A 25,141-nucleotide genomic window follows, 5' to 3' on the forward strand; every position below is an offset into this window, starting at 1 on the left:
CTGTCCTGAACAAAAAAGGGGATGCCATTGGCATCCCCTTTTTTATTGCGCGATCTATTCGCCCTACTCCACTTCGTCCTCTACCTGCGTCCTGAACTGCAGCTCCGCCAATCGCGCATAGAGCGGACTACTGGCTACCAGCTGTGAATGCCGCCCCACGGCCACTACCTTACCTCGCTCCATCACCGCGATGCGGTCGGCGGTCTGCACGGTAGCCAGACGGTGCGCGATCACCAGCGTGGTGCGGCCACTCATCAGGGCCGGCAAGGCCTGCTGGATCAGGTACTCACTCTCCGCGTCCAGGGCGCTGGTGGCCTCGTCCAGCAGCAGGATGGGCGCATCCACCAGCAGGGCACGGGCGATGGCCAGGCGCTGACGCTGTCCACCTGAAAGCCCGATGCCACCCTCCCCCAGATGCGTCTGGTAACCCTGGGGCAGACGGGTAATGAATTCGTGGGCATGGGCCGCTCGGGCTGCAGCCTCCACTTCGGAGTCACTGGCCTCGGGCCGACCATAGCGGATGTTGTCTTCGACGCTGCCGTAGAACAACGCGGGATTCTGTGACACCAGGGCGAAACAACGGCGCAGGTCAGCGGGATCGAGCTGTCTCAACTCCATGCCCTCGACCCGGATACTGCCCGTCTGAGGGTCGAAGAAACGCAGCAGCAATTCGAAGACTGTGGACTTGCCCGCTCCGGAAGGGCCCACCAGAGCCAGGGTCTCACCAGGCCTGACCTCCAGGCTCACGCCGTCCAGGGCGTTCACTTCAAGCCGACCAGGATAGGCGAAGTGCACCGCTGAAAGCGCTATGCGCCCACTGGCTCGTGCAGGCAATGCCACCCGCCCTTCAGTCGGCGCCTGAATGTCGTTGTGTGCCTGCAACAGCTCGGCGATGCGCTCCGCTGCACCGGCGGCGCTTTGCAACTCCCCGATCACTTCACTGATGGCGCCGAACGCCGCGCCCACGATCAGGCTGTAGAAAACGAAGGCCGCCAAGTCTCCCGGCGAGATACGTCCGGCAATAACATCCGTGCCACCCACCCAGAGCATCACGCCGACCGCCCCCAGCACCAGCAGGATCACCAGGGTAATCAGCCAGGCACGCTGGGCGATGCGTCGTCGCGCCGCGTCGAAGGCACCCTCCACCGTGCGGGCGAAATGCTGGCGATCCTGCGCCTGGTGGTTATAGGCCTGCACCGTCTTTATCTGCCCAAGCGTCTCGCCGACGTAGCTGCCAACGTCAGCAATGCGGTCCTGGCTCTGCCGTGACAGGCGCCGTACCCGCCGACCGAAGATGAGTATCGGCGCCAGCACCAGCGGCAGGGCCAGCAGCACGATACCGGTGAGCTTGGGGTTGGTGACGAACAGCAGGCCGATTCCGCCCACCAGCATGATGCCGTTACGCAGCGCCATGGAGAGCGACGAGCCGATCACCGACTGCAACAGTGTGGTATCGGCTGTCAATCGGGACTGGATTTCCGAGGCGCGATTGCTCTCATAGAAGCCTGGATGCAATTGGATCAGGTGATCGAACACGCGCTTGCGGATGTCGGCAACGAAGCGCTCACCAATCCAGGACACCAGGTAGAAACGCGTGAAGGTGCCCAATGCCAGGGCCAGCACCAGGCCGAAGAACAGCATGATCGAATGCTGTAGCGCTTCCGCCGACTGAGTCGCCAGCCCCTGATCCACCAGCAGGCGTATCCCCTGGCCCATGGACAATGTGATGCCGGCCGTGAACAGCAGCGCCAGCAAGGCGCCTATCACTCGCCAACGATAGGGGGCAACGAAACGCACAGCCATGCGCAGCGCATTACGCTGCCGAGGGGAGAGGAACGATGCCATCGAGGGGCTCAGTCGGTTTGTCCAAAGGGTTCCGGGATGCGTACTGGAGTCTCCGCCCACCACCCCACGAGGCAGAGGCAAAGCGCAACCAGGTTGCGTCGACAACGGAGGCTCAACAAGCCCGGCGTGCTCATTGCCCACCCTGCAGGAAGCGCCCTGCATGGTCGGGCGACGGCAACAGGCAGACGTCGTGTCGGCCAAACAGGCGGTAGCGGTTCAACGCAATGCGGTCATAGCACCAGTCGCGCAACGCCAGCGGCAGGAAACGGAAGATCGACAACAGCGGCCAGGGCGCGGGCAGCTGGTGCAGAATGCGCGCAATGGCCTCGGAGCGGACGAACAGCTCACGGCCTTCGACATAGAGCAGGGTTGCAAAGCTGTCGGCGGGCTGGCCGAACCAGCGCAGGATCGCCTGCCCTTCCGGCGATTGCACCGAGGCAAGTTTGAACACCCGTGCCCGGTCATGGCGGATCAGGAACCGCGCCCAGCCATTGCAGAGCTTGCACACGCCATCGAAGAGCACGATTCGCTCGCCGGGACGAACATGGGGCGGGTACGGCTCGACATCCATCGTGACGCTCCTGCATCCACGGGAAAGTGCTGTCGATCTTAGCCGATATCCCCAAAAATCGGTGATACGCCTCAGGCTGGATCGCCCCAGCCGAGGGGATAGAGCAGCTCTTCCTTGTAGCCCGCCCAGACCCTTACAGCATCGGGAAATGCCTCATCCAGGGCCGGATCTCCGCTGTCTACCAACAGGGGCCGCCCTTCCAGGGTGCCAAGCTTGCGCTTGGTCGCCACCACCCGCAGATGATCCAGGCCAATGGCCCGCAGCACTCGCGGGCTGATCTGCTGGTTGCCGCGGCCAATGATGTGGCCCTGGCCCCCGATCGCCGTGACCAGCAGCCGCGACGGGTGACCGGCGACGAGTTCGAACAGCTCCGCCTCGGTCACGTCCCGTGCAATCACGCGACCGTTCTCGATCACGTCCACGCCCAGGAGCGTGGTTTCCAGCCCCAGGTTGCCCGCCAGCCCGTGCAGGGTGGAACCCGGACCGAAGACGTAGCGCACGTCTGCTTCCCAGGTGTCGCTAAGCCAATCGGCAAGATCCACCAGCACCAGCTCTTCCGACTCCATGCCACCTTGCTTGACGTGCTGCATGAAGTGGCCTTCCTCAGGCACCGTCAGCTCGCCATACCAGCGCGCGGCAACTTTGCCGTCACGCAGCGCGGACTCATCCAGGTCACGCACTTCGCCACTGGCCAGGCGCACCAGTCCACCTTCCACCAGACGCCGCGCCAGTTCGCCGGCGGCGCGCGGGCTGATGGCATAGACCCCGGAGTGGATTTTCACTCCCGCGGGGATGCCCAGCACCGGCTGCCCCTCGCGCACTGCTGCGCTGACATCCCGCGCCGTGCCATCACCACCAGCGAACAGGATCAACGCCACGCCGGCGTCTTGCAGCGCTTCGACTGCATGCTGGGTGTCTTCGGCGCGGGTCGACTCCCCGTCGAGGTGCCCCAGCACGCGGTGAGCGAATCCCATCTCCGCCAACAGGTCCGCCCCCATCGGGCCAGGAAAAGTCAGGAACTGGAGGCGGCCGACAAGCGGCAACAAACGCTCCAGCGCCAAGCGGGTGCGTGCTGCTGCGCGCGGCTCGGCCCCTCTGGCAAGGGCCTCGTCTGCGACCCCGTCGCTTCCCTTGAGCGCAGCCGGGCCACCCAGGCCGGCCAGGGGATTGATGATCAGCCCCATATGGAACGTGGACATGCTTACCTCGAACTGAACTCTCGCCCCGCGCAGGGGGTCCATCCACCACGACCAGGACACTCGCAGTTGGCATACTCGCTGCTAGTGTTTCCTGGTCTTTCGTTTTTCCGGCGCCACGTGAGCGCCCACTGTCACTGCGTGTTCATCTACCCTACCTAGACTGCGCGCACTACCTGAAGAGGAGACAGCCCATGAGCTTGCACGACAGCACTTCTGATCGCCGCGTGATCCCGCTGCAGCAGCGTCGCCCCGTAGGCGGCGCCATCATCGACGCCCAGGGCCGTGAGATTCCGATTACCGAAACCATGATCCAGCGCGCCTGCCAGGAGCTCCACAAGCAATTGGCAGCCGAGTTGCGGCAGGCATGAAGCAGCTGGCCCGGAGCAATTCCGGGCCACGCTCCTAAATCAGTTGGGCGCCCAGTGCCCGCACGATGTCCACCAGTCTGGGTGCCTCACCCGCCAGGCGCACCCGCAATCCATCAATCTCCCGTCGCACCGGATAGTGCTTGCGCAATGCATCGAAGGCCGCGCGACGCTGGGCATCGTCGCCCACCAGGCTACGGCGGAAATCCGCATCGTCGCGGCGCGGGTCGTACACCGCCCGGCAAAGCGTGGCCAACGCCCAGCCCGGGTCGCAGCTGCCATCCAGCGAGAGCTCACTCAACCAGGCCGCAGGCAACAACTCATCGAGCTGGATGCTTTCCGCCTGTCCGCTGAACCGGCACCAGGCCTGATAGATCTGTGCCGTGCCACGCAGCTTGCCGTCGAGGCTGTAACCCGCGATGTGCGGCGTGGCGATGCGGCACAGGCGCGCCAGCTCCACGCTTGCCAGGGGCTCGCCCTCCCATACGTCCAGCACCACGCGCAAGTCCGTGCGCTGGCCCAGCAGTTCGCGCAGGGCCCGGTTGTCCACGACGGCCCCACGACTGGCGTTCACCAGCCAGGCACCCCGTCGTAGTTGCCCGAGGCGCTCGGCGTCCAGCAGGTGGCGAGTCGGGTGATCCCCACCGGCGTTCAGCGGGGTATGCAGGCTGATAGCGTCGCACTCGCGGAGAATGGTTCGCAGGTCGACGTAGTCGCCTCCTTCAACGGCCTGGCGCGGTGGATCGCACACCCGCACACGCCAGCCAAGGCCACGGAGCACCTCCACCAGGCGCCCGCCCACCTGGCCGGCCCCCACGACACCGTAGGTACGCGAGGCGGGGTCAACACCTTCATCCTCGGCCAGCACCAGCAGGCTACCCAGTACATAGTCCACGACGCCGCGGGCATTGCAGCCGGGCGCGCTGGACCAGGCGATACCGGCCTCGCTGAAGTAGTCGAGATCGAGATGGTCGGTACCAATGGTGCAGGTGCCGACGAAGCGCACCGGGCTGCCGGCCAGAAGGGCGCGATCGACACGGGTGACCGAGCGCACGAGGAGCAGGTCGGCGTCGGCCAGGGCTGCCGCATCGATGGCACGCCCGGGCAGGCGTCGGATTTCCCCAAGGTCACCAAAGAAGGCATCGACCAGAGGTATGTTTTCGTCGGCGACTATTCGCATGGCAGGCTCCAGCAGAGAGACCGCCATTCTACGCAATAGACCCGGACAGCGCCTGTCCGGCAGCCTGACGCCCCTCTTTTCTGACCAATGCGTCAGGGCGTAAACTAGCGCTCCTTCAGCCTCCACGTCCCGTTCCGCCGGCAGCCTCTCCTGCAAAGGCTGGGACAGTGCACCGTTGCGAGCCCGTCGCAACCAGGCAGCCTCAATTCCCAATCAGCCACCTTTTGCCTGGACACCACCGGTACGTCTGGAGGATGCCTTTTCGATATGGAACTCTCAGTGACTCAATCCCAAACCCGTTTCAGCCGCGCCAGCACGGAACTGCGCGCGCTGCTCAAGCTGGCAGCGCCGATCATGATCGCCCAGCTGTCCAACACCGCGATGGGCTTCGTCGACGCGGTAATGGCCGGTCGCGTCAGCCCTCGTGACCTTGCCGCCGTGGCGCTCGGCAACTCCATCTGGATTCCGGTATTCCTGCTGATGACCGGCATCCTGCTGGCCACGACCGCGAAGGTCGCCGAGCGCTTCGGCTCAGGCAAGCAGGAAGAGATCGGTCCGCTGGTGCGCCAGGCCCTCTGGCTGGCTCTGGTGGTGGGCCTCAGCGGCGCGCTGCTGCTCATCAATGCGCGGCCGGTACTGCAACTGATGGGCGTGGACCCCGAGTTGATCGACCCGGCCATGGGCTATTTGCACGGCATCGCCTTCGGCTTCCCGGCGGTGGCCCTCTACTACGTGCTGCGCTGCTTCAGCGACGGCATGGGCCGTACCCGTCCGAGCATGGTGCTGGGCATCTGCGGCCTGCTGCTGAACATTCCGCTGAACTACATCCTGATCTACGGCCACCTGGGCATGCCCGCACTGGGCGGCGTGGGCTGTGGCTGGGCCAGCGGCACAGTGATGTGGTTCATGCTGCTGGGCATGCTGGGCTGGGTGACCCGCGCCCCGGTGTACCAGCCTAGCCAGCTGTTCGAGCGCTTCGACACGCCGCAACTGCCGGTGATCAAGCGCCTGCTGTCAATCGGCGGCCCCATCGGCATCGCGGTCTTCGCCGAGTCGAGCATCTTTGCCGTGATCGCCCTGCTGATCGGCGGCCTGGGCGCCACCGTGGTCGCCGGCCACCAGATCGCCCTGAACTTCAGCGCATTGATCTTCATGATCCCTTACGCCCTGGCGATGGCCGTCACCGTTCGCGTCGGCCAAGCGCTGGGCCGTGGCGAACCACGGGCGGCACGCTTTGCAGCTGGGATCGGCATCGGTGCGGCGCTGGCCTATGCCTGCCTGTCCGCCAGCCTGATGCTGCTGTGCCGTGAACTGATCGCAAAGATGTACTCGCCCGATCCGGCGGTAATCGCCGTGGCGGCCATGCTGATTGTCTATTCGGCGCTGTTCCAGTTCTCCGACGCCATCCAGGTCGCCGCTGCCGGTGCCCTGCGTGGCTACCAGGACACCCGCGCGACCATGATCATCACGCTGTTCGCGTACTGGGGTATCGGCCTGCCGGTGGGCTACGCGCTGGGGCTGTCCGACTGGCTGGGTGAACCCAGCGGACCCAAGGGCCTCTGGCAGGGGCTGGTGGTAGGCCTGACCTGTGCCGCCGTACTGCTCAGCCTGCGGCTGGCGCGCAGTTCACGCGCGAGGATTGGCAGGTAGTAAAGATCCACGTTCGTAGAACGTGGACTTGTATTTGCCCCCTATAAGGGGGCCATCCTCACACGCAGCACCCAGCTGATCTCCGCCACCGTGCCCAGCAGTAGGGTGCGCCATGTGTTCAGCCGGGGGACATAGGTAACGGGTGTCGGGAGACATGGGTAACGCATTTAGGCTTACGGAATCCTTCGACTCTGGAGTTCGAGCGATGCCGTGGCAGGAGTGCACCACCATGTCGATTCGACGCGAGTTTGTGCGGTTGGCCGAACAACCGCAGAGCAACGTGCGGGAGCTGTGTCGGCGCTACGGCATCAGCCCGAAAACCGCCTACAAATGGTTACAGCGCCACCGCGAGCACGGCGATGCGGGGTTGCAGGAGCGCTCACGCCGGCCGTTGCACAGCCCTGGGCGCAGCGACCCGGACTTGGAACAGGCGGTGGTGCAGTTGCACCACCGTTTCCCGTATTGGGGCGCCCGCAAGCTGCGCGGCCTGCTGCCGGCCGCGTTCGAGCGTCCCCACCACAGCACCCTCGACGCCATCCTCCGCCGCCATGGTTGCCGGGTGCGCTACCACGCCGAGGAGGCCGAAGCTCCGGCCACGCAGCGCTTCGAGCACTGCCAGCCGAACGAGCTCTGGCAGATGGACTTCAAGGGCCACTTCCCGCTCGCCGACGGCCGCTCGTCGCGCTGCCACCCGTTGACGCTGTTGGATGATCACTCACGCTTTGCCCTCTGCCTGGAGGCCTGCGAGGGCGAGCGCCTCGAACTGGTTCGACCGCACCTGATCCAGGTCTTTCGCCGCTATGGCCTACCGCGCCGGATCACCGCCGACAACGGTCCGCCCTGGGGCTCGAACATCGCGGGCGGCCTGTCCGCCCTGGAGGTCTGGCTGATGCGGCTCGGCATCGAGGTCAGCCACAGCCGCCCTCATCATCCGCAGACCCAGGGCAAGCTGGAACGCTTCCACCAGACACTCAAGCGCGAGTTACTGCAGCGCTCGTTTCGCGACTTGGCGCACTGCCAGCAGGCGATGGCGCACTGGCGGGAGCAGTACAACCACGACCGCCCGCATGAGGCGCTGGGCCAACTGCCACCGATCACGCGCTACCAGCCAAGCCGGCGCAGCTACCCGGAGCAATTGCCTGAACTGGACTACGAACCGGGCGACCGGGTGCTCAAGGTCGGCCGCGTCGGCCAGGTCAGTTTCCAGGGACGCAGCCTGTTCGTCGGCGGGGGGCTGTACGGGGAACGCGTCGCTCTCCGCCCCACCGCCGTCGATGGCGTCTACGATGTGGTGTTCATCCACAAGACCCTGCGCCAAGTCGACTTGAGACCGGGCAAAACATGATCATCAACCCGTTACCCATGTCTCCCGACAAGCGTTACCCATCTATCCCGGCTGAACACCATGCGCACCGAGACGATGGTGGCGACTCCGCGTCCGTCTCACGGTGCGCGCGGCGCCCCCTACGGGATCAGCAGCATCCTGCTGGTTCGCTGACTCGAATCGTCACAGGCAGAGCCGATGACTCATGACCACGTTCCAAGAACGTGGTTTCCCAAGTTCAAATGAAAAAGTGACGTATCACTCGCCCGCATGGGCCGGCACTGCGGCCAGGGCATCCCAGTAGGCAGGGGTGAGGAACTCGCGGCCTGCGAGCAGGTGTTCCAGGTAACTCCGGGTCGGCCACAGGCCGTTCTCACGCATTGCCGGGTTGGCGATATAGACCCACGCCGGCTGCATGCCTTGCGCAGTGATCACCGGCATGCGTTCGCGGCTGTAGAAGATGGGCGTGCCCTCGAAGGGGTCCATCTTCCAGATTTCGTCTGCATGGTCCAGGCGATAGAGCACGCCCTCCACCACACCGCCCTGCTGGTGACGAATGTTGGCGTAGGAGCGGCCAGGTCGATCATGGGCTCGCTTGTCGAAGCACAAGTCGTAGCCGTCCAGGCGCCCCGCCAGGGCTTCACTGAACGCCAGTCCACGGCTGCGCATGCGCGCCGGGTTCATGTTCGAGCCATAGGCGAAGTAGAAGGGCATCAGTCGGTCTTCTTGCGAATCCAGTAGAGGTAGGTACCCGCCTCTTCCGACTGGTCCAGCAGCTCATGGCCGAGGAAGACGCAGAACTTGGGGATGTCGCGGCGCGTGGAAGGGTCGGTGGCAATCACCTTGAGCAGGCCGCCGGCCGGCAGGTCGCGGACCTTGTTATGCAGCATCATCACCGGTTCGGGGCAGTTCAGGCCGGTGGCGTCGAGGATGGCATCAGGCTGTTGGGACATGGGGCACTCCAAAAACTGGCGGCTATTGTGGCGCAAAGCCGGGTATCCGCACAGCCTTGCGGCCTCCGCTGCGACGTCCGGCCACAGCAGCGCACAACCTTCGATGGGCACATTGCGCCACCGCGCTCGGGCAAGCTGAACGGATCACCCTCGCCTGCGGAACCCCGATGCGCCTCGCCAGCCTGTTCCTCGCCCTCCTCCTGCTCGGTGGCTGCGCCGCCCGTGAGCAGCTTCCCGACTACAGCGCCCTAGCCGACCACGAGTGGCCCGCCACCCACTTCGAGACGGTGATCACCGCGCGCGACGGCACCCGGCTTTCCGCCACCGTGTTCCAACCCGCCCTCAAGCGCGGCGAACACGCGCCGCTGGTGGTGCACACCCACGGCTGGGGCGGATGGCGGGTGACCGGGCCGGACGGATTCTACGGCCAACAGATGATGTCCGGCCGCGCCGCGCTCAAGGCGTGGCGCGCGGGCTTCTGGGTGATCAGCTACGACCAGCGCGGTTGGGGCGGCAGTGACGGGAACATCGAGATGATGGACCCACGCTACGAGGTGCAGGACGCACTTGCCGTCATCGACTGGGCTGGCGCCCATCTGCCGCGCCTGACCATGGATGGCCCAGGCGATCCGCGCGTCGGCATGCTCGGCGAGAGCTACGGAGGTGCCGTGCAGTTGCTCGCCTCGGCCGAAGACCCGCGCATCGACGCCATCGTGCCCATCGCCACCTGGTACGATCTGTCCGAAGCCCTGGCGCCGGGCGGGCACATGAAGGTGGGCTGGACCGGCGTGCTACTGGGCCTGGGCGTCGCCACCGGCTATGACCTGGGCAAGTTCGCCCAGGCTCCCTACCTGAAAAGCGCCGGCGGCACGATGACGCCCGAAGTGAAGGCCGAACTCAGGGCCCACAGCCTCGTCAGTTACTGCCAGCGCGGCCAGCGCCCCCATGCGGACGCGCTGCTGATCCAGGGCCTGCGCGATACCCTGTTCCCCCTCGACCAGGGCCTGGCCATCCGCGACTGCCTGAGCCAGGGCGACACCGACGTGCGCCTGCTGGGCATGCAGGGCGGGCACATCCTGCCGCCGCCTCTGCAGCACTGGAGCGGCTTGCCGCCCTTCAACAACGAGCCCGTGCTGCATTGCGGCGAGCGCGCCATCAACCTCTATCAGGCGGTGGTGGCTTGGTACGAGGACAAACTGCGTGGGCGACAGGGGGTTGCCGACAGTGTGCCGAACCTCTGCCTCAGCCTCGATCTGGACCACGGCCTGGCGCTGCAGCAACTTCCCCGGGTGGATACGGCGCAGCCCGTGCCCGAAACCCGCATCCGCCCGCTGACCAGCGGCTGGCTCAGTCCATCGAGCTTCATTCCCCTGCGCAAGGTCGATACTGCCAGCGGACTGGTGGGTAGCGCACATCTGGAACTGGATCGCGACGCCGATGCGCCGCAGCTGTTCGCCTCGTTGGCGGTGCGACGCGGCAGCGGAAGGGTAGAAGTGCTGAGCGAGCAGAGCACTCCGCTCAACGCTCGCCGGGTGGACCTCGCCACCTCCAGCGCCCTGCTCCAACCCGGCGATGAACTGGGTCTGCAGGTCAGTGGTTTCAGCGGCCAGTACCTGTTCAATAGTTCCTGGAGTCCCCGCGTGACGACGCTGAAGGGCCTCGTCAGCCTGCCGCCGCTCTTGCCCCTGGAAGCACCACTCGCCAGCCAATGAAAGGCGGCGCAACATGGAGCTTTCCGGGAGCTCGCCATGCCTGAATCCCCTGTGCGCAGCTGGTGCGTCAAGCGGCTGGACGACAACGGCAACGTTTTCGTCCTGCGCGCTAGGCTTAGCCGCGACGAAGCCGAGCGCCTGGTAGCGGAATACCAGGCGCGGGGGCACAAGCAGAGTTACTGGGTGGAGCGGATGGCGCTCTGACGCACAAACAGAACCTGTAGAAGGGGCGAATTCATTGGTTCTGTCTGCGTTAAGTGCTGCTAGAACGTCCTGAACCCAGCTGATTGCCGCGTTCTGTGGATGTTTCTGGTTTCGCCTCCCGGCGAGTCTCTTTTTTCAATCGTCGGAATGCCGCCCACAAAAAAGAAACCAAAAACGCTTGCCCTTGCATTCGGCCCGGCTTCGCCGGGTTCCCTGCCTCCATCGTTGCTCCGGGGCACGGCCTCCTGAAGGGGCGGAGTCGCTGCCCCACCGTTTCTGCCCGGTTACAGGCCCGTGTGGGCTTCAGGATGGCTTGTGCCTCGCCAGCGCGAGTCCCCCCTTTCCTCTTCAGGGAGAGGGGCCGGGGGTGAGGGCTGTGTCAGCAGGCACGGAGGCTTGGATATCCCGAGCTAGAGAGATCGCTTCAACGCTGCAACAGCTAACGCAGACAGAGCCAATTCATTCGCCAAGGGCCGCAACGCGGCCCCTGCGGTCACCCCTGTTTCGCGAATGAATTCGCTCCCACAGATCGGTGCCCTACAGCCCCCGTGATCACAACCTGCGCAGATGACAGGTCACTTCCTCACGGTCGTGATAGAGCTGCTTGCAGGCAATGGACACCTTCAGCCCCCTGCCCTTCAGTCCGGCGTCGATGCGCGCCAGCAGCTTCTGCACCTCGGCATAGCGCTGTTTCATCGGCAGTTTGAGGTTGACCACAGCTTCCTGGCACCAGCCCTCGCCCAGCCAGGTCTCGATCATCGCCGCAGTGCGCGCGGGCTTCTCGACGATATCGCAGACCATCCAGTTCACCGGACGCCGTGGCTTGAACGTAAAGCCGTCGGCGCGCTGGTGTTCGACGAAGCCGGAATACATCAGGCTCTCCGCCATGGGGCCGTTATCGACGGCGGTGACCTTGATCTCCCGCTGCACCAGTTGCCAGGTCCAGCCGCCCGGGGCGGCGCCCAGGTCCACAGCTGTCATGCCCGGCGCCAGGCGCTTGTCCCAGTCAGCTCGGGGAATGAAGTGGTGCCAGGCCTCCTCCAGCTTGAGGGTGGAGCGACTGGGCGCCTCGCGGGGGAACTTCAGACGCGGAATGCCCATCGGCCAGAGAGCCGAGTTGTTCGATTCGGCCAGGCCAACGAACGCCTCGCGGCCACTGCGGAAGGTCAGCAACAGGCGCGGCAGTTGCGCATCGTCCTTGAGCTTTCCGGCCTTGGTCAGCGCAGCGCGCAGGGGCTTCTCGAACTTGCGGCAGAAGTTCGACAGTTCCTTGCCGTCGTTGGTATCCAGCACCTCCAGCCAGAGACTGCCGCACACCGGGTAACCGGCCAGCGTGTCCAGCAGTACGCCGATGCGGTCGGTTTCCGGCAGTTCGACGTAATCGCCACGGGCCCACTGACGGGGGAAAATCAGTTGGCCGAAGCGCTGTTTGCGCATCAGTCGCTCCGTGCCGCCGGGTTCACTGCAAATGAACTCGGCACAGGCACTATTCGGCTTGGCCTTAGCGTAACCGGCCACGTCGAGGCGGGCGGCAAGCTCGGAAATCTCGGCACAGACTTCACCCTCGAAGCCGGGGCGGCAGTGCAACAGCAAGGTGTTCATCGGGGGCTCCTCCTGGGCGCGCACTATAGTTGCGCCGCGCCCGTTTTCACACAGGCCAGGAGGTAAATTCCTACAGTCGACTACCCAGCCCCAGGGAACTCCTGCCCCGCCCTGCCGGTCGGCTGAAATGGCAAGAACTGCCAAGCAGAGCTAGCTTCTTAGCTTCCGTACGAGCAGCCGGCCCATGCCGTGTGGGCCTCATGGAGAACGCCCGATGCCTTCCCTGGATAGCCTGAACTGCCGCCGCAGCCTGGAAATCGCCGGCAAGACCTACCACTACTTCAGCCTGCCCGAAGCCGCCAAACGCCTGGGGGCTATCGACAAACTGCCCATGTCGATGAAGGTACTGCTGGAGAACCTGCTGCACTGGGAGGACGACGAGACCGTCAGTGCCGCCGACTTCAAGGCCCTGGCCGACTGGCTCGGCCCGCGCAGCTCGGAACGCGAAATCCAGTACCGCCCCGCGCGCGTACTGATGCAGGACTTCACCGGGGTTCCCGCCGTCGTTGACCTGGCTGCCATGCGCGCCGCCGTGGCCGAAGCGGGAGGCGATGCACAGCGCATCAATCCGCTGTCCCCCGTGGACCTGGTGATCGACCACTCGGTGATGGTGGATCGCTTCGCCTCCCAAGCCGCTTTCGAGCAGAACGTCGAGATCGAGATGCAGCGCAACGGCGAGCGCTACGCCTTCCTGCGCTGGGGCCAGCGCGCCTTCGATAACTTCAGCGTGGTACCGCCGGGCACCGGCATTTGCCACCAGGTCAACCTGGAGTACCTCGCCCGTACCGTCTGGACCCGAGAGGAAGACGGCGTCACCTACGCCTTCCCCGACACGCTGGTAGGCACGGATTCCCACACCACCATGATCAATGGCCTCGGCGTGCTCGGTTGGGGCGTTGGTGGTATCGAAGCCGAGGCCGCCATGCTCGGCCAACCGGTGTCGATGCTGATACCCGAAGTTATCGGCTTCAAACTCATCGGCAAGCTGCGCGAAGGCATCACCGCCACCGACCTGGTGCTCACCGTCACCCAGATGCTGCGCAAGAAGGGAGTGGTAGGGAAATTCGTCGAATTCTACGGCGACGGCCTCGCCGACCTGCCCCTGGCCGACCGCGCCACCATTGCCAACATGGCCCCTGAATACGGCGCCACCTGCGGCTTCTTCCCAGTCGACGACATCACCCTCGGCTACCTGCGCCTGTCGGGTCGACCGGACGAAACCGTGCAACTGGTGGAGGCCTACAGCAAGGCCCAGGGCCTGTGGCGCGAACCCGGCCATGAACCGCTATTCACCGATACCCTGTCGCTGGACCTCGGCAGCGTCGAAGCCAGCCTGGCCGGCCCCCGCCGCCCACAGGACCGCGTGGCCCTGCCCCAGGTGCCCAAGGCGTTCGACGACCTGTTGAACCTGCAGCTCAAGGCCGCCGGGGCGAATTCCACCGGCAGCGCCGGCGTGACGCTGGATGACGGCCAGCGCTTCACCCTCGAAGACGGCGCCGTGGTCATCGCGGCCATCACCTCCTGCACCAACACCTCCAACCCCAGCGTGATGATGGCCGCCGGCCTGCTGGCCAGGAAGGCATTGGAAAAGGGCCTGACCCGCAAGCCCTGGGTGAAGTCCTCCCTCGCGCCCGGCTCCAAGGTGGTGACCGAGTATTTCCGCGCCGCCGGCCTCACACAGTACCTGGACCAACTCGGCTTCAACCTGGTGGGCTATGGCTGTACCACCTGCATCGGTAACTCCGGTCCATTGCTCGACCCCATCGAGAAAGCCATCCAGCAGGCCGACCTGACGGTGGCGTCGGTGCTATCCGGGAACCGCAACTTCGAAGGGCGGGTACACCCGCTGGTGAAAGCCAACTGGCTGGCCTCGCCGCCCCTGGTGGTGGCCTACGCGCTGGCCGGAAGCGTTCGCATTGATCTCGGCAGCCAGCCCCTGGGCCGAGGCAAGGATGGTCAGCCGGTATTCCTGAAGGACATCTGGCCGAGCCAGCAGGAAATCGCCACCGCCATACAGAAGGTGGACACCGCCATGTTCCGCAAGGAGTACGCCGAAGTCTTTGCCGGCGACGAGAAGTGGCAGGCGATCAAGGTGCCCGAATCCGACACCTACGCCTGGCAGGTGGACTCCACCTACATCCAGCACCCGCCCTTCTTCGCCAACATCACCGGTGCGCCGCCGAAGGTGGAAGACGTGCGCCAAGCGCGCATCCTCGCCCTCTTGGGAGACTCGGTGACCACTGACCACATCTCGCCCGCCGGTAACATCAAGGCCGACAGCCCGGCCGGGCGCTACCTGCGCGAACAGGGCGTAGCTCCGGCGGACTTCAACTCCTATGGCTCGCGGCGTGGCAACCATGAAGTGATGATGCGCGGCACCTTCGCCAATATCCGCATCCGCAACGAGATGCTCGGCGGCGAGGAAGGCGGCAACACCCTGCATGTGCCCAGCGGCGAGAAGCTGGCCATCTACGACGCCGCCATGCGCTACCAGGCCGAAGGCACACCGCTGGTGGTCGTCGCAGGCAAGGAATACGGCACCGGTTCTTCCCGCGACTGGGCGGCCAAGGGCACCAACCTGCTGGGGGTCAAGGCGGTGATTGCCGAGAGTTTCGAGCGTATCCACCGCTCCAACCTGGTGGGCATGGGCGTGCTGCCGCTGCAATTCAAGGATGGCGACGACCGCAAGACCCTCAACCTGACTGGCAAGGAAACCCTCGATATCCGCGGCCTGGACGGCGCCAGCCTGGGACCGCACATGGACCTTCGCCTGGAAATCACACGGGAAGACGGCTCCAGGGAACAGGCGACCGTGCTGTGCCGCATCGACACCTTGAACGAGGTGGAGTACTTCAAGGCCGGCGGCATCCTGCACTACGTGCTGCGGCAGTTGCTGGCGGGATAGCCAGACACTGCTCCGAACTGCGGCCCTCTCCCGCTAGCGGGAGAGGGGGCAGACAGACCTCAGCCCCTCACCACTCCAAGGTCCTGCACGTCGCGGCCGTATACGTCCTCCAGCCGCTCGATGTCGTCCTCGCCCAGATAGCTGCCGGACTGCACTTCGATGATCTCCAGCGGGATCTTTCCGGGGTTGGCCAGGCGGTGGATCGAGGCGATCGGAATGTAGGTCGACTGGTTCTCGGTCAGCAGGAAGGTCCGGTCGTCGCAGGTCACCCGCGCGGTGCCGGACACTACGATCCAGTGCTCGGCGCGATGGTGGTGCATCTGCAGGGAAAGCTGGGCGCCGGGCTTGACCGTGATGTGCTTGACCTGGTGGCGGCTGCCTGAATCCACCGAGTCGTAGCCGCCCCATGGCCGGTAGACCTGACAGTGGCTCCGGGTTTCCTGGCGGCCGGAGGCATCCAGGGTGCCCACCAGATTCTTCACCTCCTGAACCTTGTCCTTGTGGGCGATCATCACCGCGTCGCGGGTTTCCACCACCACCACATCATCCATGCCCAGCAAGGCCACCAGCTTGGAATTACCGTGGACGTAGCAGTTGTGGCTGTCGTGAGTCACCACATCGCCCTTGAGCACGTTGCCATCGCCGTCCTTGGAATGGACCTCCCAGAGCGACGACCAACTGCCCACATCGTTCCAGCCGGCGGCAAGCGGCACCACACAGGCGCGGGAGGTCTTTTCCATCACGGCATAGTCGATGGAATTGTCCGGGCAGCACTCGAAGGTTCCAGCGTCGATACGCAGTACCTCGCGCTCTGCCTTGCTGCGCTCCACGGCCAGCACGCAGGTGTCGTAGATGTCCGGTTCATGGCTGCGCAGCTCATCCAGATAGCGGCTGGCACGGAACAGGAACATGCCGCTGTTCCAGTAGTAGCCGCCGCTGCGCACGAATTCGGTGGCTCGGACGCTGTCCGGTTTCTCGACGAATTGTTCGACCCGATGGGCGCCGGGCGCCAGTTCCATGCCTTCCTCGTCCCGCGCTGCCTTGATGTAGCCGAAGCCGGTCTCCGGGCGTTCGGCGGGGATGCCGAACAGCACCATCTCGCCCTGCTCTGCCGCAGCCCTACCGATTTCCAGGGCCCGACGCAGGGCAGATTCGTCAGTGATCACATGGTCGGCCGGCAGCACCAGCAGCAACTCGTCGCGGCCCTCGCTCAGCACCCTCAAGGCGGCGATGGCGACGGCGGGTGCCGTGTTGCGGCCAAAGGGCTCCAGCAGCACGCCCTGGGCTGCCAGTCCGATACCGCTGACCTGCTCGTTGACGATAAAGCGGTGCTCCTGGTTGCAAACGACGATGGGCCGCTCGATACCCTCGAAACTCAGGCGTTGCAGGGTCTGCTGGAACAATGTGCGCTCACCGGCCAGAGCCAGGAACTGCTTGGGATAGAGCTTGCGCGACAGCGGCCAGAGCCGCGAACCGCTACCACCGGACAGAATCACTGGAATCATGTTTGCCTCTCCTCTGAACTCTTGTATCCGCAGTGGCCGCGCCGTCGTCCCGGTAGCCCGGCCGGATCAAGCCTCCGGCACGCCCTGTGCCGGGGAAACGCATCTCTCAGTCACCCCCACCCTGTTGCGGCGACACGGCGAACAGCTGGGTGATGTCGCCTCCCAACCGGTAGGTCTTCAATGGTTCGATCGAGCGCCGCCAGGTGTCGGTGCTTTGGGCGCAGCGGTAGAGCGCGCAGTAGGGCTCCAGCCAGGCGAACTTTCCACCTTCCTGGAGATCCTCCAGTTCCTGCCTGAACCCCGTCTTCCGCTCAAAGCGCTCCGGCTCTTCGATGCCCTGCTCGATCCGCGTCGCCAGTCGCTGGATGGCTCGGTGGTTGGCTTCGCGCAGGTCGATGCCGTTCGCTTGGGCGAAGGCCAGCATCATCAGCAACGGCCCCATGCTGTAGTTGTGATACGCCAGGGCGCGGGTCTCGCGGCGCAGCTCGTTGGGCAGGTAGCCCTCGGCATCCACCTGGGCAATGCCGATGCGCAGCTGCGCCACGGACCAGTCGAACAGGTCGCGGCGATCCACCACCACCGAGGCAGCCATCACGGCCCAGGCCGCCCAGTACTGGTGGTTGTTCAGGCGTTCCAGGGGCTGGTCGCGCCAGTCCGCCACCACCTGCTCACCGAGGCGAGCAATCCATTCCTCGATTGGCCGGGTCTGCGCTTCACGCCCGGCCAGCGGCTGGGAGCGGGAGAACTTCAGCCGCAGGTAGGCCGAGGAGATGCTGCCCAAGGCCCACTTGCGCATGGACTTGCCGGTATGGGTGAACTCCCGGCTCAGCAAAGCCTCGGCCTCAGCCCACTGCCCCAACCACTCCAGTGCGCAGTCCAGATGGCCTTGCCTCCCGAGTCGCAGCCAGGCCGCCACCTGTTTGTTGACCATCTTTTCCAACACGCGGATCTGCTCGGCCTGCGCCTGGTAGCGGGCATTGGATGCCTTGTTCAACTGGTCACGAGCAGGCCCCGAGCCTTCGTACTTGCTGGGGATCATCAGCTCCCCGACATAGGGCTTGGCCACCACCGGACAGGTTTCCGCCTCGCCCTTCTTGACTGTCGCCGGCAGGTAATAGCCGCCTGGCGGCACCAGTTCGGCAGCCATCCCGAAGGCTGGTAGCAGCAGGCCCATCAGCAAGACGCGGCAGACTTTCATGATCCGGCTCCGGCCTGGGCGGTGCGCAACTCAGGCCGCACCTCGTCGCTGCGTGCCTTGCACAGCCGCGCGCTGACCTGGCCATCGCTGCCGACCGGCAGCGCCTGCACATTGAGGGAGAGAAAGGTCAGCTCATCCCAATCGGCATCTTCGCGCAGCTCCAGCAGGAAACGCCCCTGCCCCGCACCGCGCTCGAACATCAGGTTCTCCTGACGGCCGTTCATGAAGGTCAGGGTGGCGCCCAGTTGCTGCACGGTCGGGTCATCCAGTTGGAGTTCGATGCGGTAGTCACTGCCACGGATCGGCAGTACACCATCCGCACCATTGAACAGCACCTGACGGCTGCCGCTGACCAGGCTGGTACGCCCCTGGAGCAATGCTGGCCGGCCACTGCAGCCGTCACCCACAGCAGCGATTGCCTGCCGGTAGAAATTGCGCTGGCTCAGGCTGTCAGCATCATCCAGCTCCCACACCAGCAACTTCGGCGGTTTCTGCTGGTAGCCCGCACTCATCAGATACTGCATCAACGCCGTGGCATGGCCGCCGTTGGCAAGGGAGGCGTTGTGCACCGGGGTGCCCAGGTACTGCCCGAGGAAACCGGCGAAGTTGAATGCGTCATCGGCGTTGCCACTGCCAACCAGCACCACTTCAGCGGCAGGCGCCTGGCCGGGCCGCAGCGGCCGAGTGACGTACCCCTGAACGAACTGGCGCGGGTAGCCGGTGCCGCAGGCCAGTTCAGCGGCCTTCTGCAGGGAGCCGCTGCGTCCCACGAGCCCGGCCGGTTGGCTGGCGTACTCCTCGCGAGGCAGGTGCTCCAGCGCGGGAATGCCACGTGCCGTCTCGGCCACCAGCCGAGCCGTACGTTCGGCCCCCTGTGGGGTCCAGTACTGGTCGCCCTTGAAGTAGTAATCCGCCGCTCCAGCCTGGGCCTTCAAGAGGCTGGTCAGGTCCGGTACCCAGATGTCCAGTTCACGCAGACGAACCAGAGTGGCGAGGTAGTTCTCCCTCGCTCGGGCCTGGTCGAAGTGCGCACTGTCCGCCGGCCGCAGCTTGTCGCCGTGGAGCAGACCCCGACTGGGCTGATAGATCACCAGCAGCTCGGTGCCGTTGTGCTTCAGGGCATTGCGCAGGCGCTTGAGCTGCTTGTAACTGTACTCGTCGAGGCCAAACTGGGTGCGCAGGTCCTGGGCGCGGCTGAACAGCCAGCCATCGCGGGCCTCTACCAGGCCACCCAGGCCCGACTGACCGGGTTGCCGTGGGTCGAGGCTGGCTGCCGCCGGGCAGAGGCTGCAGCAAGCCTCTGCCTGGTAGGTGGGCGCGCCGCGCAGGTCACCCGCTGCGGCCAGCAGGGTGGCCACGATCAGGCATCTGGTTCGGTTCATCACCTCACTCCTTGCTCGCCAGGCTGCCGGCGGGCTCGATCAGCACCGCACGCCGCTGGCGCAGCAGAATGTCCATGATTTCGCCCTGGCGTTCGCCCAACAGGCCACTGAAGGAAATACCGGAGGATTTCTGCGGCGCGAGGATGCTCAGCCGGTAAAGCTCCAGCCGGGTCGGCGAGTGGATCGAGATGGGGCTGGAGCCGTTGCCCACCAGTTGATCGCCCACGATGCGCAGGGACACGCGCGGATCGAAGGGGTCCTCTCCCAGGTCCCGGTCGGTGCCACGCAGGTCCTTGGTGTGGCCGTAGACACCGGTGAGCTTGTTGGCCGCCAGCAGGTTGCCGTGGAGGCTGACATCCAGGCTGTTGCGCACACGGATACCATGCCGCTCGTTGTTCATGCTGCGGTTCTGCCAGAGCAGGTTGCGCGGGCTTTCGTAGAGGGTGATGCCGTCGGCCTGGTTCTTGTAAGTCTCGTTGAGGGCGACAACATTGTTGACGCTGCTACGGTCGAGGACGATGCCGGACAGTTGGTTGTGGTGGGACTTGTTATTGATGATCCAACTGTCATTGACCTCGCGGGAAATGATGATGCCGTGCTTCTTCCGGGTCCCGAACGCCTCGTTCTCGGCAATGATCAGCCGCCGCGAACGGTCGTGCGGGTCAATGCCGTAGACGATGTTGTGCTCATAGGTGTTGCCACGGATCACTACGTCGTCGGACTCGTAGCAGTAGAAGCCGTACCACATGTCGATGAAGCGCGAATTGATCAGCCAGCCGGTGGGCCGTGACCGCTTCATCTTCGGCGCCATGCTCGGGCTGTACTGGGAAATGGAAAAGCCGTAGGCCTTGCTGGCGTCGTAGCCGAAACTCTGGATGATGCTGTCCACCACGTAGGTCTCAGTGCCGCCCCAGGCGAGGAAGTACGGGCGGAACTCCTTGGCTTCGCGCCACAACGCCGGGCCACCCTCTTTCTCGCGCCAGGCGGTAACGCGGGTACCGGTGATGAACATCCGCCCGTCGTTGACCAGGAAGGCACCGGCCTCCTGGGATAAGCGCAGCTCACGGGTATTACGGTCGATATGCAGGGTGGCACCGGGACGCACGATGATCGGCAGCCGCGCCAAGTAGACCCCCGGCTCAGTTTCGGCGAAGTAATCCTTCGGCAACTGCCGAGCCAGATCGGCCGTGTCCAGGTAGCCCTTCTCGATGAAGATCGCCTGAGGCATTCGCTTCTGCCGCACGACCCACTCTTTCAGGCGCTCGTCGCCGCCGATGAACTCGTCCAGGGCATCCTCATGGAGCATTTCCCTGACCACGGCGCGACCCGCCGGCTTCTGCTGGATCTTCGCCTCGGCCGCCGCCGCCGTGTAGACGGAGAGGTCCGGTAGCTGCGGTGCGGCGATTTCCAACGCATCCCCAGGCTCGGCGCTGAGCCGATATCCGTCCGAGAGCATGTCCGCATTGACCAGCGCGCAGGCCAGCCAGCCGGCCAGTCCCACGCCCGTCTTGAGCATCCCCCGCATCACATTTCCCCCTCAGATTCGCCAGATGAAATCGACGAAAGCACGATGCATGGTGGAGTCCGCGTCGTCGCCATAGGCATCGCCAGGGAACAGCAATCCCAACCGCAGGCGAACCAGTGCCGAAGGTTCATCCACCCAGTCCAGGCCCGGCGGCAGCAGGCCGCCCTTGATGTAGTAGGTGGCCACCAGGTCCAGTTCCTGCCCCAGGTCCTTTTCGCCGTTCTCCAGAGTGGCGCTGATGCCCGAGTCGCCGGTGGGCAGGTCATCCTCCAGGCGCCAGAAACGGTGGTACACCAGGCTGGCGTCGTAGTCCTCGCGCACCGCCCAGGAGCCGTAGAGCGTGGCCGCCTGGATATTGGTCAGCTCGCCCCGGAATGCCTCGCCGAAGCGGTGCACACGGGTTCTCGTACCCGTGAAGCTGGAGCGGTTGCTCTCCAGCCCCGGTTGCACGAACTGCTCGGAATCCTCGCCGTTGGAATCTTCGCCGCCACTGCCCCGGGCGTAAGCGCCGCCGACTTTCCACTGGTCGTCGATGTTCCAGCGCAGGCCCAGATCCACCGCCCAGGCATCCAGGTCACCGCTGCGCTGGCCCGTGACCAGCGGCAGGCCGCTGGCAGAGCTCTGGGTGATGCTGTCCTGGTCGCCGGTGAGCCAGATGGCCTGGGCCCAGTAGTTGAACGGCAGCGTGGTGCGCGGGTTGAAGTAGTCGCCATCGGCTTGCAGGCCCAGCCAGGTGAGATCACCGGTCTGGGTCTTGGTCAGGGAGTCCACTTCTTCGCCAACGTCGGCCAGGCTGCCTTCGTCACGGCTGTGATGGAGCTTGATGCCGACGCTATGGCCCGGCGCCCATTGGGTAGAAACGCCGGCGAAAAAGTGCCGGCGGTCCTCATCCTCGGGGGCCAGATCGTCGATGTCGGTGCGGTATTCGCTGAAACGCTCGGCCACGCCCAGGTTGGCCTTCAGCAAGGTGGTATCGAACACCCAGTGCAGGGCCTCGATATTGGTGTCCCACCAGGTGCCTTCATCGCTGCGCACCCGCTGTCGACCGAAGCGCAGGTGCTCACCCGGGTAGGCGGTGATCCCGCCGTAGTCCACCCAGAACTCGCGCATTGCCAGGTAGCTCTTATCGGCTTCGCGGGCGTCGTCATCGCCTTCGCTGTCGGCGACGATGCTGTCTGATTCCAGGGTGTCGGTCTCGATGGTGTCGGTCGCCGCCACGCCCTGCCCCATCGCATAGGCACTCCAGTCGCCCCACTGGCCATAGAGCCAAGGCCGCACGTCCAGGCCCAGCCCCTGGACGTCACCACCATGGCGAGTGCCGAGGTCACGGTCGTCCTCGGACTGGCCGGTGATCTTGATGTCCAGGCCGAAATTGCGTGGTTCCTCCAGCGACGCCGCCACAACCTGGCCACACAGCAGCGAGCCGCCGAGGATGCCTCCCATCCAATGCGTCATTTTCATAGCAGGTCCATCCCGTTCTGCAGCGGTTGAATACGGACCAGGCGAGCCGGGTCCATGTGCCGCGTGCCCTGCTCGTCCTGCAGTAGCTGCGCGGCGCGCTGGCGCTCGGCGGCGCTCATGGCCGGCTCGAGATTGGCGAGCAAGGCGGTCGCCTCGGGTTGCGCCTGACCGGCTGCCAGGCACGCGAAGACATACGCATTGACGCGGTCGACCTTCACCCCGAGGGACTCGCTGAACAGCAGCGCCAGGGCAAGATCGGCGCGCGTGTGGCCGGCGCGGGCGGCCTGCAGCAGGTGATCCGTCGCCTCTTGCGGACGTACTTCACCCAGGTAGCCACGGCGATAGAGCTGACCCAGATAGAAATGCGCCGCGGGCTGCTCGGCCGCCGCCTTCAGCAAGTGTTCTTCGGCCAGGCGCGGGTCCTGCGGCAGAACACGGCCGTCGTAGTAGAGGCGCCCGGTCAGCAGCTCCGCGCGGCTATCCCCGGCGGCGCGGCCGCGCTCCAGGTAGCCCAGCATCTCTTCGGGGCTCCCCAGGGCCGGGTAATCGTGCAGCAGCTTGGCCAGGGAAGCCCAGGCGCCGGGATAGACCGGAGCGACCTCATCGAGCAAGCCCTTGGCCTGGCTCAACTCGGCCGGCGCCGGAATGGCCGGATCGGCCAGGGTCAGCGCCACCGACTCGAGCCGCGCGGGTGCCACCACCCCGCTCGCGTAGGCGCTGCGCAGGTTGGCCAGCAGCAGCTGCATGGCTTCGGGTTGCTGACGCAGACGATGGACGGTGGCCAGCTCCACGTAACAGATGTCCTGCAGCTGTAACAGCGCCTGGCACTTGGCTTCCACCTCGCCCAGATGCGCGGTGTAGCTGCCCTGGCTGCGATAGATGAGGATCTGCGCCAACTCGGCTTCGGCTATACCCTGGGTACGCCAACCGTTCACCAACTGCTGCGGATCCAGTGCCGGCGACAGCTGCGGGTAACTCAGGTAGAGCAACGTCAGCGGCACCACTGCGCTGTACTCGCCACGGGAGATGGCCTGGTCCAGCAGGCCTTCGGCCTCCTTGAGCTGGATATCGCTGGCGCCCCCCTGGCGCGACAACAGCCGGCCCAGACGCGACTGCGCGCGCACCGAACTGGACGCGGCCTGGCGGTAAAGGCTTTCCGCTTCAGCCAGGCGGCTGGGGTCGCGACTACCCACGGCCATGTCGCCCAAGGCAGTCTGTGCCTCGGGGTAGCCCATGCCGGCCAAGGCCTGAAAGTTCTGCCGGGCAGTCTCATCGTCGCCACGCAGCAGGGCTTCCCGCGCCAGTTGCTGGTCGGGCAGCCCGGCGCAGCCCAGGAGCAGGCCACCCCCCAGCAGGGAAAGGAAAGCGGCCCTCATTGACCGGCCGCCATGACCTTGTCCAGCAGCAGATTGCCGGGCAGGCCGTCGATGGTCACTTCCGCCGGGCGCCCAGCCATTTCGGTCGCCAACGGTTCACGGGTGAGGATGGACACCCGCAGGTCTGACGCCAGGCCACCCTGTTGCAGCGATACGGAGCTGATATGGCCGATGCGCGGCACGCTCTCGCCGGCTACCTGGACGCTCACTTCGGCGCCTGGCTGCACCTTGGCGAATGTCCTGTAGGGGAAGCGCGCCTCAATGGTCACCTGGCCCTGCAGCGGCAGCAGCTCGAACACCGGCGCGCCCTTGCCGGCCGGCTGGCCGTCGCCCACCAGTTGCGCTACCACGCGGCAATCGCAGGGGCTGGTAAGGGTCCCCTGGAGGGTCTTGCTGAAGAGACGCTCGATGTTGTCCGGCGTCATCTGCCCTTCCGGCAAGCTGTTCTTCAGCACATCGAGCATGGTGGCGCTGAAGGTAGCCAGCGGTGCACCCTTCGCCACTTCACCGCCGACCTTGACCAGAGACGCCTGCACCACGCCCTCGCGGGGCATGCTGACAGTCTGGCTGGGCAGGTTGACCATGGCCGAGTCGGCATGGGTGACGAAGTACAACTGGTAGAGCTGGTTGAGGATGTAGGTGAAGGCACCAACGCCGACCAGGAAGATCGCCAGACTGAAGCTGAAGGCCCGTACGCGGCTGAAGAAGCCCATGCCAGCACCACCATCCTTGCCTTTGCGCGCCTTGGCGAAATTGTCGCGCTGCAAGGTGTTGAGCATGTCGCCCATGGTCACCATCTCGCCGCTGGTGTAGGCGGTGATCAGGTAGCGCAAAGCGGCCACTTCGCGGGGGCGAAGGTTATGGAACTCGCATCCGACACGGTCGCCCTTGCCGTGGACCGAGCGCACCTGGAACTCGATATCGATGGCCATGCCCAGGCCGTCCACCTGGAACACCAGCTTGCCCTTGTGGTGTCCACCGACCTGCAGCGAGAGGGCATTGGTGGCAAAGCTGAAGCCACCTGCGGAGAGGTCCAGCAACTCGCTCTCCAGTGCTTCGCGGTGGGGGCCGTGGAATCGCACCTTGGCCGGTATCTTGAGGCGCGCGTACTGCCGCTGGGCCTCGGACTCATGGACGATGTTGGCGTTGCTGGCTACACCCGTGGTTGTGCTCATTGTTCCTTA

At 65.1% G+C, this 25,141-nt stretch carries 20 protein-coding genes; 6 read left to right on the forward strand and 14 right to left on the reverse strand.

Features of this window, described 5'->3' with window-relative positions; genetic code table 11:
• Nucleotides 1–63 precede the first annotated feature (63 nt).
• From THL1_RS18700 to THL1_RS18710, 3 genes are all read right to left on the reverse strand, one after another.
• Nucleotides 64–1,845, reverse strand: a complete 1,782-nt coding sequence (locus THL1_RS18700) for an ABC transporter transmembrane domain-containing protein (RefSeq protein WP_069084618.1) — start codon at nucleotides 1,843–1,845, stop codon at nucleotides 64–66.
• Between the two features lie 130 nt (nucleotides 1,846–1,975).
• Entirely contained in the window at nucleotides 1,976–2,416 is a 441-nt protein-coding gene (locus THL1_RS18705) for a thiol-disulfide oxidoreductase DCC family protein (RefSeq protein WP_069084619.1), read from the reverse strand.
• A gap of 71 nt (nucleotides 2,417–2,487) precedes the next feature.
• Nucleotides 2,488–3,615 (reverse strand): ATP-NAD kinase family protein, encoded by a 1,128-nt coding sequence (locus THL1_RS18710; protein WP_069084620.1) that lies wholly within the window; start codon nucleotides 3,613–3,615, stop codon nucleotides 2,488–2,490.
• Nucleotides 3,616–3,806: 191 nt separating this feature from the next.
• Between THL1_RS18710 and THL1_RS30340 the strand changes: the two genes are divergently transcribed.
• On the forward strand, nucleotides 3,807–3,983 hold the full coding sequence (locus tag THL1_RS30340; RefSeq protein ID WP_177343842.1) for a PA1571 family protein: 177 nt from the start codon (nucleotides 3,807–3,809) through the stop codon (nucleotides 3,981–3,983).
• 34 nt (nucleotides 3,984–4,017) lie between these two features.
• Here THL1_RS30340 and pdxB read toward each other — a convergent pair whose 3' ends face one another.
• Complete coding sequence (gene pdxB, locus THL1_RS18715) at nucleotides 4,018–5,160, reverse strand: 4-phosphoerythronate dehydrogenase PdxB (protein WP_069084621.1); 1,143 nt, start codon at nucleotides 5,158–5,160, stop codon at nucleotides 4,018–4,020.
• A gap of 267 nt (nucleotides 5,161–5,427) precedes the next feature.
• On the opposite strand from pdxB, the gene THL1_RS18720 reads away from it, so the two are divergent.
• Entirely contained in the window at nucleotides 5,428–6,810 is a 1,383-nt protein-coding gene (locus THL1_RS18720; protein ID WP_069084622.1) for an MATE family efflux transporter, read from the forward strand.
• 205 nt (nucleotides 6,811–7,015) lie between these two features.
• Entirely contained in the window at nucleotides 7,016–8,155 is a 1,140-nt protein-coding gene (locus tag THL1_RS18725; protein ID WP_069081451.1) for an IS481 family transposase, read from the forward strand.
• 237 nt (nucleotides 8,156–8,392) lie between these two features.
• Here THL1_RS18725 and THL1_RS18730 read toward each other — a convergent pair whose 3' ends face one another.
• Nucleotides 8,393–8,848: a gamma-glutamylcyclotransferase family protein gene (locus THL1_RS18730; protein ID WP_069084623.1), complete on the reverse strand. Its 456-nt coding sequence runs from the start codon at nucleotides 8,846–8,848 to the stop codon at nucleotides 8,393–8,395.
• Nucleotides 8,848–9,087, reverse strand: coding sequence for a sulfurtransferase TusA (gene tusA / locus THL1_RS18735; RefSeq protein WP_069084624.1), 240 nt, complete (start codon nucleotides 9,085–9,087; stop codon nucleotides 8,848–8,850). Before tusA ends, THL1_RS18730 begins: the two co-directional genes overlap by 1 nt.
• Before the next feature lie 167 nt (nucleotides 9,088–9,254).
• Between tusA and THL1_RS18740 the strand changes: the two genes are divergently transcribed.
• Together THL1_RS18740 and THL1_RS30345 are read left to right on the forward strand one after the other, a co-directional pair.
• Nucleotides 9,255–10,799, forward strand: coding sequence for an alpha/beta hydrolase (locus tag THL1_RS18740; protein ID WP_069084625.1), 1,545 nt, complete (start codon nucleotides 9,255–9,257; stop codon nucleotides 10,797–10,799).
• A gap of 36 nt (nucleotides 10,800–10,835) precedes the next feature.
• Nucleotides 10,836–11,003, forward strand: coding sequence for a hypothetical protein (locus tag THL1_RS30345; protein ID WP_177343843.1), 168 nt, complete (start codon nucleotides 10,836–10,838; stop codon nucleotides 11,001–11,003).
• Between the two features lie 552 nt (nucleotides 11,004–11,555).
• On the opposite strand, the gene rlmM is transcribed toward THL1_RS30345, so the two are convergent.
• Nucleotides 11,556–12,605 (reverse strand): 23S rRNA (cytidine(2498)-2'-O)-methyltransferase RlmM, encoded by a 1,050-nt coding sequence (rlmM, locus tag THL1_RS18745; RefSeq protein WP_069084626.1) that lies wholly within the window; start codon nucleotides 12,603–12,605, stop codon nucleotides 11,556–11,558.
• A gap of 214 nt (nucleotides 12,606–12,819) precedes the next feature.
• On the opposite strand from rlmM, the gene acnA reads away from it, so the two are divergent.
• Nucleotides 12,820–15,510 carry an aconitate hydratase AcnA gene (gene acnA / locus THL1_RS18750; protein ID WP_069084627.1) on the forward strand — a complete coding sequence of 897 codons (2,691 nt, stop codon included), beginning with the start codon at nucleotides 12,820–12,822 and terminating at the stop codon, nucleotides 15,508–15,510.
• A gap of 59 nt (nucleotides 15,511–15,569) precedes the next feature.
• Here the strand turns inward: acnA and THL1_RS18755 are convergent, their stop codons facing one another.
• From THL1_RS18755 to THL1_RS18785, 7 genes are all read right to left on the reverse strand, one after another.
• Complete coding sequence (locus THL1_RS18755) at nucleotides 15,570–17,015, reverse strand: mannose-1-phosphate guanylyltransferase/mannose-6-phosphate isomerase (RefSeq protein WP_069084628.1); 1,446 nt, start codon at nucleotides 17,013–17,015, stop codon at nucleotides 15,570–15,572.
• A 106-nt stretch (nucleotides 17,016–17,121) separates the two neighbouring features.
• Nucleotides 17,122–18,213: a mannuronate-specific alginate lyase gene (locus tag THL1_RS18760; protein ID WP_069084629.1), complete on the reverse strand. Its 1,092-nt coding sequence runs from the start codon at nucleotides 18,211–18,213 to the stop codon at nucleotides 17,122–17,124.
• Nucleotides 18,210–19,595 carry an alginate O-acetyltransferase AlgX-related protein gene (locus THL1_RS18765; RefSeq protein ID WP_069084630.1) on the reverse strand — a complete coding sequence of 462 codons (1,386 nt, stop codon included), beginning with the start codon at nucleotides 19,593–19,595 and terminating at the stop codon, nucleotides 18,210–18,212. The genes THL1_RS18760 and THL1_RS18765 overlap by 4 nt, the downstream gene beginning before the upstream one ends.
• A 4-nt stretch (nucleotides 19,596–19,599) precedes the next feature.
• On the reverse strand, nucleotides 19,600–21,120 hold the full coding sequence (gene algG, locus THL1_RS18770; RefSeq protein WP_069084631.1) for a mannuronan 5-epimerase AlgG: 1,521 nt from the start codon (nucleotides 21,118–21,120) through the stop codon (nucleotides 19,600–19,602).
• Nucleotides 21,121–21,132: 12 nt separating this feature from the next.
• Nucleotides 21,133–22,575 (reverse strand): alginate export family protein, encoded by a 1,443-nt coding sequence (locus THL1_RS18775; protein ID WP_237234846.1) that lies wholly within the window; start codon nucleotides 22,573–22,575, stop codon nucleotides 21,133–21,135.
• A 2-nt stretch (nucleotides 22,576–22,577) separates the two neighbouring features.
• Nucleotides 22,578–23,957 (reverse strand): SEL1-like repeat protein, encoded by a 1,380-nt coding sequence (locus THL1_RS18780; RefSeq protein ID WP_069084633.1) that lies wholly within the window; start codon nucleotides 23,955–23,957, stop codon nucleotides 22,578–22,580.
• Entirely contained in the window at nucleotides 23,954–25,132 is a 1,179-nt protein-coding gene (locus tag THL1_RS18785) for an alginate biosynthesis protein Alg44 (protein WP_069084634.1), read from the reverse strand. The genes THL1_RS18780 and THL1_RS18785 overlap by 4 nt, the downstream gene beginning before the upstream one ends.
• Nucleotides 25,133–25,141 lie beyond the last annotated feature (9 nt).

Origin of the sequence: Pseudomonas sp. TCU-HL1 (assembly GCF_001708505.1) — a bacterium.
Taxonomy (GTDB): domain Bacteria; phylum Pseudomonadota; class Gammaproteobacteria; order Pseudomonadales; family Pseudomonadaceae; genus Metapseudomonas.